The sequence below is a fragment of the Pseudosulfitobacter pseudonitzschiae genome, assembly GCF_900129395.1.
GTDB lineage: Bacteria > Pseudomonadota > Alphaproteobacteria > Rhodobacterales > Rhodobacteraceae > Pseudosulfitobacter > Pseudosulfitobacter pseudonitzschiae.
In genome coordinates this window covers 1-9,484 of sequence record NZ_FQVP01000022.1, presented here as the reverse complement: position 1 = coordinate 9,484, position 9,484 = coordinate 1, and the positions used below count along the sequence as shown (strand labels likewise).

General features: G+C 60.1%; 12 protein-coding genes and 1 pseudogene. 6 read left to right on the top strand and 7 right to left on the bottom strand.

All coding sequences use genetic code 11. The features are described from left to right. The 5 genes from BUC08_RS24505 to BUC08_RS23920 all read right to left on the bottom strand — a co-directional run. Positions 1–1,125 (bottom strand): DNA-binding domain-containing protein (locus BUC08_RS24505; RefSeq protein ID WP_143186822.1); only part of this gene is annotated, 1,125 nt, incomplete at its 3' end. 136 nt (positions 1,126–1,261) lie between these two features. Beyond that, positions 1,262–2,173 carry an efflux RND transporter periplasmic adaptor subunit gene (locus tag BUC08_RS23935; protein WP_224769549.1) on the bottom strand — a complete coding sequence of 304 codons (912 nt, stop codon included), beginning with the start codon at positions 2,171–2,173 and terminating at the stop codon, positions 1,262–1,264. 13 nt (positions 2,174–2,186) lie between these two features. After that, entirely contained in the window at positions 2,187–2,738 is a 552-nt protein-coding gene (locus BUC08_RS23930) for a TetR/AcrR family transcriptional regulator (protein WP_224769550.1), read from the bottom strand. 72 nt (positions 2,739–2,810) lie between these two features. Beyond that, positions 2,811–3,413 (bottom strand): TetR/AcrR family transcriptional regulator, encoded by a 603-nt coding sequence (locus tag BUC08_RS23925; protein WP_036540318.1) that lies wholly within the window; start codon positions 3,411–3,413, stop codon positions 2,811–2,813. 237 nt (positions 3,414–3,650) lie between these two features. After that, on the bottom strand, positions 3,651–3,974 hold the full coding sequence (locus BUC08_RS23920) for a winged helix-turn-helix transcriptional regulator (RefSeq protein WP_027238707.1): 324 nt from the start codon (positions 3,972–3,974) through the stop codon (positions 3,651–3,653). Positions 3,975–4,136: 162 nt separating this feature from the next. Between BUC08_RS23920 and BUC08_RS23915 the strand changes: the two genes are divergently transcribed. The 5 genes from BUC08_RS23915 to BUC08_RS23895 all read left to right on the top strand — a co-directional run bounded on the left by BUC08_RS23915 (position 4,137) and on the right by BUC08_RS23895 (position 7,507). After that, positions 4,137–4,544, top strand: a complete 408-nt coding sequence (locus BUC08_RS23915; RefSeq protein ID WP_157802081.1) for a DoxX family protein — start codon at positions 4,137–4,139, stop codon at positions 4,542–4,544. Between the two features lie 63 nt (positions 4,545–4,607). Then, positions 4,608–5,423: a DODA-type extradiol aromatic ring-opening family dioxygenase gene (locus BUC08_RS23910; RefSeq protein WP_037931959.1), complete on the top strand. Its 816-nt coding sequence runs from the start codon at positions 4,608–4,610 to the stop codon at positions 5,421–5,423. Positions 5,424–5,431: 8 nt separating this feature from the next. After that, on the top strand, positions 5,432–5,929 hold the full coding sequence (locus BUC08_RS23905) for a luciferase domain-containing protein (RefSeq protein WP_037931962.1): 498 nt from the start codon (positions 5,432–5,434) through the stop codon (positions 5,927–5,929). Positions 5,930–5,957: 28 nt separating this feature from the next. Continuing rightward, positions 5,958–6,854: an SDR family oxidoreductase gene (locus BUC08_RS23900; RefSeq protein ID WP_037931965.1), complete on the top strand. Its 897-nt coding sequence runs from the start codon at positions 5,958–5,960 to the stop codon at positions 6,852–6,854. A 20-nt stretch (positions 6,855–6,874) separates the two neighbouring features. After that, positions 6,875–7,507, top strand: coding sequence for a glutathione S-transferase family protein (locus tag BUC08_RS23895; RefSeq protein ID WP_027238702.1), 633 nt, complete (start codon positions 6,875–6,877; stop codon positions 7,505–7,507). Positions 7,508–7,608: 101 nt separating this feature from the next. Here BUC08_RS23895 and BUC08_RS24500 read toward each other — a convergent pair. Continuing rightward, positions 7,609–8,022, bottom strand: a pseudogene (locus BUC08_RS24500) (transposase family protein); the annotation flags it as partial. A gap of 25 nt (positions 8,023–8,047) precedes the next feature. Between BUC08_RS24500 and BUC08_RS25280 the strand changes: the two are divergent. Further along, positions 8,048–8,278: a hypothetical protein gene (locus tag BUC08_RS25280; protein WP_369824838.1), complete on the top strand. Its 231-nt coding sequence runs from the start codon at positions 8,048–8,050 to the stop codon at positions 8,276–8,278. Between the two features lie 122 nt (positions 8,279–8,400). Here the strand turns inward: BUC08_RS25280 and BUC08_RS23885 are convergent, their stop codons facing one another. After that, positions 8,401–9,414, bottom strand: coding sequence for a hypothetical protein (locus BUC08_RS23885; protein WP_051694718.1), 1,014 nt, complete (start codon positions 9,412–9,414; stop codon positions 8,401–8,403). Positions 9,415–9,484: the final 70 nt, after the last annotated feature.

Sequence of the window (9,484 nt, the reverse complement as noted above, 5' to 3'; positions counted from 1 at the left end):
GTCGCCCGTCATTTGCTCTGAGAGCGCCTCCCATTTGGCAACGGGCGTGCAGCCAAGACTCGAATGAATGCTGTTGTTGTAACGGCAGATTTCCAAAGCAAACCAACGATCGAATTCGCTCAACGTCATCGTGGCCATGCCTTCGGCATCATAGTCGCCCTTGGTCGCGATCGAGGATTGCGTTGTTCCCGGCAACAGGTGGACGGCCCCCATCATCGTCCCGATCAAACGTTCGATGTGACCTCCGAAGTGAGGACTTCCCGGCGGCCGATAGACCAGATCGATCCCCCATTCCGCGCATGCCGAACGAAAGGCCCGCGACCGGAAATCGCGGCCATTGTCGACGTGGAGGCTGAGCGGTTTGCCCTGTGCGGGCCAAGGAATATTGCACGCCAATTCCGTCAGAAGTTCCGCCTTGGGGGCCACCGCCTGTGTCAGGCAAAGCGCCACTGACAGTCGCGAAGGCGCCTCGAGAGAAGTGTAGTATCCGGTTACCATCCGCGTTGCGATGTCGATCGCCAGCGTGACCCAAGGCCGCCCAATTGGTTGGCGTTCAAAGCTGTCGACAAGAATGATGTCCGCCGGCGTATGATCAATTTGGACGATCTCCAGTGGCACACTGGCCTTGTTCTCACCTGTGACCGGCGCAAATTTCTGGCGGGCAACCTTTGCGCCCTCTCGTGCCTTCGCAACTTCGCGGGCATCCATCGCATCCAGGCGACGCTGAACCGTCCGCCGTGTCGGCGCCTGCAAGCCCTGTTGCCAGCACACACTGCGGATTTCTGTCACGACGCGCGACAGGCTCGAACGCTCCCGGCGCAAAAAATAACGGCGAAGGTGCTCTTCGATCACCGCTTCGACTTTGCTGGATATCAAGAGCGTCCCGGTCGGGCGGCCCCGTTTCCGCGGCGCCAGAGCGCTGGTGCGCCCACCCTCTTCCGCCAACCGCTTTATCCAACGCCAGACCGTCGCCCTGCTGACACCAAGCTCCCAAACGGCGTCATTGATGCCACTTTCCAGACTGCCAGTCCCTTTGAGAAAGGCCTGAACAAGGGGACGCAGCACCGCGGCTCTGCGCGCTTCTTCAGCACCAACGGCAACGGAGTCTTCGCCATCATCATCCATCGATATTTGCCGCAAATGTCTGTGAACCCTGTCTCAGGTTTAAGAGCAAAAATATCGGAATTAAAGGCAAAATCTCATATTTAAGGGCAAAGCACAGCTGTTGATTTCGTTGGATTTCTCATCTCACAATTAAGGGCTACGCGACAATCACGGATTGCGGGCGATCTGCTTCTGCGGCAATGGAGATGCGCACATCCGCAGTCATCCCGGGCAGAAGACGCGGGTCGATATCACCCGTGATCGCAAATTCCACGTCGTAGGTCTGCGCCGTCCGGTCGGCATCGGTCGCAAACGAGCGAAGCACCAGAGGCGCGGTGTAACCCGGAACAGCCGGAAAAGTTGCAACGATCTCGAAGGCATCGGGTGCCGACCGCGCAATGGCCGCAAGTTCCTCTGGCAGGGAGATCACGAGCCGCATCTCGCTGACATCCTGTAGACGCGCGACAGGCGCGGCCGACGTGACGTTGACATATTCTTCAACGAAGGTGCGCGCCACAATCGCGTCGAATGGCGCGACGATTTTCGTTTGGGACAGGCGCCGCTCTGCCTCGCGGAGCGCGACTTCTGCCTGGACGAACTGCGCGCGGGCCGTGTCGAGGCGCGCGTCGGACGCCACGCCACGATCGGCGAGGTCCGAGGCGCGCGCGAGTTCGGAATTCGCCAGGTCGTAGGACGCCTGAGCCCGGTCGACGGCGAGTTCGAAATCGATTTGGTCGAGCTCCGCGATCACCTCGCCCTCGCGAATCGTGTCGCCGGGCTCAACCTCAAGGCGAATGATCTGCCCGGGTATCTGAAACGCAAGGTCCACCGTTCGAGCAGGTTCGACGCGGCCTGCAACGCTGCGAGACTGACTTACGACGCGATTGAGCGCACGGGTCACTTCGACCGTGACTGGTCGCTCCACGTTCGCTGCAGGCCTTGTATCGACTTCTGCCTCCAGGGTGTCCGTCGCGGTCTGGGCCAGCACATCGGTCAGGAACGGCGAAACAAACGGGACGGCAACGGCCGACACGGCCGCTACCGCAATAACAAAAACGATCCGCTTCAAACTTCGTGTCTCTCTATTCGAGTTCATTAATCATGGCCCTCAATTGCTCGATGACGCGTCCCCTGAGATCCGCGCCACCGTCGGGAAGGCCCAGAAGTTTCTGGAACCGAAGTCCCTGGATCGCTAGGACGACAACCATAGCACCCGGAGTGTCTTGTGTGTCGGACAGGATACGCTCAAGGTCGCCGGTCAGTTCAGCCCGTAGCGGATCGAGCAGCCGCGGATCTGACGCGGCAGCCGCGAGAATCGCCATCGAGAGGTCGTCATCGACGGCTCTGGCTTGCACGATTGCTTCCAGGTGCCCACGCAGGGTGCGGGATCTGCGATCTTCCGGGACTGATGCCAGGCGTTCGTGATGTTCTGCGAGCATCTCATCAAGCAGCCCGGCAAGAAGCGCTCTCTTGGTCGGAAAATTGTATAAGACCCCGCCTTTACTGAGATCGGCCTCACGCGCGACGGCGTCGATCGTAATCTTTCCCGCGCCCTCTCTGTGCGCAATTGCCCGCGCAGCGCCGAGGATCCTTGGTGACGCATTCTTTGCCTGCATTTTGGATTGTATGGTCATTATTCACTGTCCATTCGGCAATTTTATTGAGAGATGTGGAGCACTGCCCCGTTGTCGGAAAGCAAGGTCAGTTCAGAGCTCTACTCTATGTCCGCTCCCGTAGAGTCGCAGGAATGCAGTGACTGCATCGGCCGCATGCTTGTCCCGCTCGACTGTTCTTTGCACGGCCAGCAGGCGTGGCATCAACAGTCCAGAAACGCAAAGATGTATGAAGTGATCCGCAACACGCGGGGGGTTGTCGATCTCAAGCGCGCCTTCCCGGGAAAGGCGTTCCAGAACTTTACTGATGAGTTCGCGTGCCCGTTTCGGTCCGGCACGAAAATACACCTCCCCGACCTCGGGAAGCATCTCGGTGGCACCGATACACGTCCGCAGAAGGCGGATGTAGGTTTCGTCCAGAACGAGATCGATCATGCGCAGGGCAAGTTTTTCCAACTGGGCGCGCGGCTCGGGACCTGCGGACAAGGGTCGGAGGATCTCTTCCGCAAGCCGACCGCATTCGGATTCCACGACGCTCAGAAACAGCTGCTCCTTGGTCGGGAAATACGAATACATTGTTGCCTTCGACACTTTCCCTTCGGCGGCAATGGCATCGACGGTGGCGCCTTCATAACCGCACCGGAAGAAGACCTCCCGCGCGCCGAACAAAACCTCGGCCATTTTTCTCTCGCGCATCTCGCTCTTCCTGTCCTGTGCAGCATTGCGGGATTTCAAACTTGACTGTACCGTCTAGTCGGTACAGTAAATTGATTTTTATGTGGCGGCAAGCCGCAAACCTGGGCGGATCGTTCGGAGTGAGTGCCGCCTGTCAGGCATACCCAACGCGGCTTTCAATTCGTCATGAGCTTCGGGCCGTGCTCCGTTCGCGGTGCTTTCTGGCGCGGGATTATTCCGCGAACAGGACGGACGTCATCATTCCGCCGAGCGTGCCGTCCCGTCGAAAGCACCCTCCGCCTCCCAGCGGCGTGCAATGGATCCAAGGGTGTCCAGCACACCGCGCAGCTCCGCGCCGCGTTCAGTCAGCCCGTATGTGACAGCGGGCGGGATGGTCATGGCCTGCTCGCGCCAGACCACGCCGGCATGTTCCAGCATTCTCAGCCTCTCAGTCAGGACCCGGGTGGAAATTCCAGGCACCAGCCGTTTGGTCGCGCCGAAACGCTGTGGACCCTGTTCGGACAGAACCCAAAGGATATAAATCGTCCAAGGTCCCGTGATGACACGCAGCAGCGCCTCCATCGGGCAGGAAGCTGGTTGGACGCTTTTCATTGTGGATAGCCCTCGCAGCCCACGAAAGTAAGTTACTTTTAAGTGCCTACTTTAACTGATGAAGCAAGGCACCTAATGATACTATATGGAAAACGGCAGCCTAACAACCCGCCGAAAACCGGGAGAGCGGCAGTGAGTGACAACGTGGCAAAATATGTCTACTGGATCGCGACCGGCCTTGTGGCATTGGTCTATCTGGGTGCGGCGGCCTTCTACATCTCATCCCACGACATGGTCGCGGGCATGTATCGCGAGGTGTTGGGCTATCCCACATACATCATCTGGCCACTCGCAATTTTGAAGATCGTCGGTGCCGTTGTGATCCTCTGGCGCCCTTCGGCGGTGCTGGCAGATTGGGCCTATGCGGCAATGTTCTGGCATCTGGTGCTCGCCTTCGGGGCCCATGTGGGCGCAGGCGATCCGGGTTGGTCGCCGGCTCTGGCGACCTGGGTACTCCTGATCGTCTCGTGGCTGACCGCCAATCGCGTGCGTGCGGTCAAGTCGGCCTATGCACCGGCAGTTCCGGCAGCGCCAATCTGATCTGCTGCGGAGTTGCCACGGGGGTGCCCATAGCCTCGGACTTGGGTTTAAAAGGACGACAACATGACTGAAAAGCAGCCGACATTGTTTGTTCCCCATGGGGGTGGCCCCTGTTTCTTCATGGACTGGAACCCGCCTGACGCCTGGGATCGGCACCGCAAATTCCTTGAGGACTTGCCTGCGAGCCTGCCGGCAAGGCCCAAGGCGCTCCTCGTGATCTCGGGCCATTGGGAAGAGCGGGTCTTTACCTTGCAGACCAACCCCGCCCCGCCTCTGCTGTTCGACTATCAGGGATTTCCGCAGCATACCTATCAGCTAACCTGGCCCGCGCCGGGCGAGCCCGCGCTGGCGACCCGCGTACGCGCACTTTTAGAAGACGCGGGATTCCAAACCGGGGCCGATGCTGCGCGTGGCTTCGATCACGGGGTATTCGTTCCACTAAAGGTGGCTTTTCCTGAGGCCGACATCCCCACCGTCCAATTGAGCCTGCGCGACGATCTCGACCCCGAGGCGCATCTTGCCGTCGGTCGCGCGTTGGCGCCCTTGCGCGACGAAGGGGTGCTGATCATCGGATCCGGCAATACCTATCATAACATGGGCAAGATGATGCGGGCGATGAGGGGCGGACCGGACGGCCCGGTGAACGGCGGAGACTTTGACCGATGGCTCACGAGTGCGGTGACCCATGAAGACCCCGCAGTGCGCCATGCCATGCTGGCCGAGTGGGATCAGGCGCCCGGCGCACGCGATGCCAATCCGCGCGAGGAACATCTGATCCCGTTGCACGTCGTGGCCGGGGCTGCGCTTGCGGATCGGGGGGAGAAGACCCTCGAGGATCACGTGTTGGGCGCGGTCGAAAGCGCGTTCAGATTTGGATAGGACCAACCATGAGCTTCGAACTTCCCCCGCGGCAGGGCCCGCGCCCCGACACCACCGATTGCGCCCCGCATGAGCAGGTGTCGCAGAACTCCTCGGCAGAGATCCACGCATTTTTCAAGGAGAAGGCCTTCGCCCTGCCCTTCGTCGAGCGCTGCCGGTCGGGCATCTCGGTGCCCGGCGCCGAAGCACTGGTCTTGCCGGTGGCGCATGCCTGCGGCCCGCGTGAAGCCTTCATGATCGGACGCGAATTTGCCCATGTGCATCCCTCCTATGACGGTTCGTCGCACATGATGCTGCCGCTGGCGGCGGTCGATGAACTCATCGCCAAGGGATGGGGCGAACCGCACCCGATGGCGTCGGCCGGACACATCCCGGCAAATGCCGTCATGGCCTTTGCGCCGCGCGATGGGTCAGAGGTCGACGTCATGATCAAAATCCTGACAACGAGCTGGGACTTCGCCCGCGGCAAGCTGGCCAACCCCGCGCAGGTTCACATCCACGGCTGACTCTCTCTCAAAGAACAGGAATACGCCCATGGCAAGCTTTCAGAACGGACCATTTATCGTCACAGGCGCCTCCGGCCAGCTTGGACGCCAGGTAATCGATCAACTGATCGAGGCGGGCGCCGGTCCGATCATCGCGGTCACGCGCAACGCCGACAAACTCGCCGAGTTCAGGGACAAGGGGGTGGATGTTCGCCAAGGCGATTTCAACGCGCCCGAAACACTGGGTCCGGCCATCGCGGGCGGCAAGCGGATCCTGATCATCTCCACCGACGATCTGGAGCCGGGCAAACGGCTCGCGGCTCATTCCAATGCGATCACCGCCGCACGCGAGGCGGGTATCGACCACATCGTCTATACCTCGCTTGCCAGCCCGGTACCCGAAAGCCCCATCACTTTCAGCAAGGATCATCAGAACACCGAGAAGCTGATCGAGCAAAGCGGCGCCAGCTACACGATCCTTCGCAACAACCTTTACACGGATCTGTTGCTTATGAGCGGACCGCAGGCGATCGACATGGGGCAGCTCTTTGCCGCGGCAGGGGACGGACGGGCGAGTTACGTCACGCGCGCCGACTGCGCCCGCGCCGCCGCTGCCGCGCTGATGAATGCGACCGACCGCGAGGTCCTGGACATCACCGGGCCCGAATCCACCGGCCAGGCCGATATCGCGGCGCTTTTGTCGGACATCGCCGGCAAGGACATCCCCTACGTTCCGATGCCGGCCGAAGACATGGTGCAGGCGATGATCGCAAATGGCCTGCCCGAGTTCATGGCGCGTGTTTTCGTCTCTTTCGACCAGGCAATCGCCGAAGGCTACCTTGATGTGGCCAGCGACGATCTCAAGACGCTCACCGGCAAGTCCGGACAGTCGGTTACCGATTTCCTGACCGAAAACCGGGCGGTGCTTCTTCGGGCGCCGCAGTAACTATAGAGGCGGACAAAATCATGAAACTCTACAACGCGAATTTCTCGCCCAATGCGCTGCGTGTGCGGGCGGTGGCACACGAACTGGGCGTGGACCTCGAAATCGTCCAGGTCGACATCCGGGCCGGGGACAACCGCGCGGCGGAATTTCTCGCTCGCAATCCCAATGCAAAGGTGCCCGTTTTGGAGGACGGGAATTTCGTGCTTTGGGAATCCCGGGCAATTTGTGCCTATCTGGCGGGGCTTCGGCCCGAGGCGGGCCTCTATCCTGAGGGCCGCAAGGCGCGGTCCCTCGTCGATCAATGGACCTGGTGGCAAGCGATCCACCTTGGCCCGGCGATGCAGAAATTGTCCTTTGAGCTGTTTCTCAAAGAGAAATTCGGCATGGGCGATCCCGATCCGACTGTGGTCGAAGCGGAACGAAAAGCCACAGATCAGTTCCTTGCCGTTCTGGAAACCGGACTCGACGGCAAGGACTGGATCGCAGGCGCACTCAGCCTTGCCGACTTCTATCTTGCGACCACCTTCATGTATCGCGATCAAGCGGGGATTTTACTGGACCAGTACCCAGGAGTTGCGAGTTGGATCGACCGGCTAGAAGCGCGTGACAGCTGGCAAGAGGCTGTGGCACCCCTAAGGGCGCTTTTCCGCTGACGTCGTGATCCAGGGGGTAACATACCCCTGACGAGTGCCGAGGTTGACGATACGGTCGGCCGTTGTCATCGCTTTGATCTGATCGTGGGTCAGAAAGTCAACTGACCCAGCCTCCCGATCAGGTCATCCAGTTCGCGGATCATCCGCTCACCTGACAGTGAGCGATCCACCACAGTGGCCGCCAAGGCTTCGCGCGTGCAGTCATCCACGATGCACAACACACGGAACCTTTGGCCATTAGCAAAGGCATCGGACACGAAGTCCAACGACCAACGCTGATTGGCGCGATCCGGCACTAGGATGGGCCTGCGCGTACCCAGTGCGCGTTTGCGTGATCACCTGCGGCGCACGGCCAGCCCTTCCTCGCGATAGAGACGGAAAAGCTTCTAATGGTTCACTTCAAAACCCTCTCTGGCCAAAAGGATGCCCTAACTACGATATCCGAACCGGCGACGTTTATTCGCCAGTTCCCGCAGCCATTGGCGCAGGGCGTGGTCGCTCCGATCCTGATTCCGATATGACTGGGAGTTCCATAAGTCCTTGATCCAGGCCTGTGGGTCACAAAATCTGTTGTCGCTTCATGCAGTTCTTTACGAAAAATATCTGCGGTACCAGATGTTGGTTCTTACATACCGTGGGCAAGAAGCCGTGGAAGAACATCGAAAAAGGCCTAGTCCACATGCTTGCGGCCTTCTGACGTTCTGCGAACTTGGCTGGCATGACCCCGGGTCCGACGCGGATAGCGGACTTAACTCTTGCTGCGGGTCTTAGGCGCGCCGCTTTCGCCCGAGAAGTATTCGTCCCAGGTGCGCCCGAGTCATGCGCACTCTTGGCCAAGAGCCAACTTAACATATGCGTGCTTATGCGTGTTCTGGATCACCTTCGGGCCCTCTTCAGGTCGCTGCCTGCCACATCCGGAACCGCCCCTGCCCAGTCACTTCCCGGATGAGGCCTCGCGCTTCCATCCATGCGAGGTTGCGCTGAACCGCTGCCCGACTGGCACCGGTCAAGGTTTGGGCCATAGGAGCGGAAACGAGGGGCCATTCGGTCAGGGCCACAAGCAAGTTTGGCGGGGTTTTACCCGAGAGCGCCGCCGTCTCGGCTTCCGCCCGCGTTGCCCATGCTTCGAGATCGTCGAGATGTCGCATCGCGGTCAGGCAACCAGTTTCCATCTCATCCAGCCAGCGGGCCAATCTGTCGGCTGGACGGCCGGACGCACCTAAGCCCCCTGCCCCGCCCATGGCCAGCGGCGCAAAGACGGCTCCATTGCCGTCGCTGGCCGCGATCCTGCCAGCAGTCACAGCGGCCTCAATCCGGTCTCCATATTGGCCGAGGCCAGCCAGACTCCAGAGGTGAAACCCCATGCAAGCGCGCGTGATCGGGTGGAGGTCAACCGCAGCTGTCATCACGTCCAGCCAGCTCCCAGCACGCTCGTCAAAGCGCTCGGCATTATCCTCGAATTTCTCAGGATCACGCCGATCCAGGAAGGCCGCCAAATCTACCATTGGCTCCGGACCACCTGTCAGGCGTCGCACAGCCCATCCGGCCCGAGCCAGTGCTTCTGAGTCATCCTGGACTCCAGATAAACGCATGGATACCCAAAGCGCCAGCCGATCGGGGCTCACACGATCGCCTGCGAACCAGCTGAGATCCGCCGCCTCTATTAGAGCCAGTCTGTGCCGCCAGCCCTCCGGGCCGCGCAGCAACCGGTCATCCATAGCACCCAGGCGTCCAGCCACCTTTGCCAGCCGCGCAGTATGAGCACCCTCTGCCTTTTCCCAATCTTCGATGACCACGGTATCAGGCGGTTCCGCCCGTGGCCCAGGAGGCAGATCATCCGGTTCCTCCTCGGGTGGCCCAGGCAAAAACCAGAGATCCTCTTTGTCGCAATTGCATTGTCGTTTCATCAAAAGGTTCTTAAACGATTTCAGCAGGATGAGGCGGAAATAGACGTAGAATATTACGTTGCGATTTCAA

What these genes read in the sequence shown, in the direction of transcription:
- BUC08_RS23895 (WP_027238702.1), top strand. Translation starts at nt 6,875, where the DNA reads ATGAAACTCTACAACGCGAATTTCTCGCCCAATGCGCTGCGTGTGCGG.
- BUC08_RS23930 (WP_224769550.1), bottom strand. Translation starts at nt 2,738, where the DNA reads ATGACCATACAATCCAAAATGCAGGCAAAGAATGCGTCACCAAGGATC.
- BUC08_RS23925 (WP_036540318.1), bottom strand. Translation starts at nt 3,413, where the DNA reads ATGCGCGAGAGAAAAATGGCCGAGGTTTTGTTCGGCGCGCGGGAGGTC.
- BUC08_RS23885 (WP_051694718.1), bottom strand. Translation starts at nt 9,414, where the DNA reads ATGAAACGACAATGCAATTGCGACAAAGAGGATCTCTGGTTTTTGCCT.
- BUC08_RS23920 (WP_027238707.1), bottom strand. Translation starts at nt 3,974, where the DNA reads ATGGAGGCGCTGCTGCGTGTCATCACGGGACCTTGGACGATTTATATC.
- BUC08_RS23910 (WP_037931959.1), top strand. Translation starts at nt 4,608, where the DNA reads ATGACTGAAAAGCAGCCGACATTGTTTGTTCCCCATGGGGGTGGCCCC.
- BUC08_RS23900 (WP_037931965.1), top strand. Translation starts at nt 5,958, where the DNA reads ATGGCAAGCTTTCAGAACGGACCATTTATCGTCACAGGCGCCTCCGGC.
- BUC08_RS23905 (WP_037931962.1), top strand. Translation starts at nt 5,432, where the DNA reads ATGAGCTTCGAACTTCCCCCGCGGCAGGGCCCGCGCCCCGACACCACC.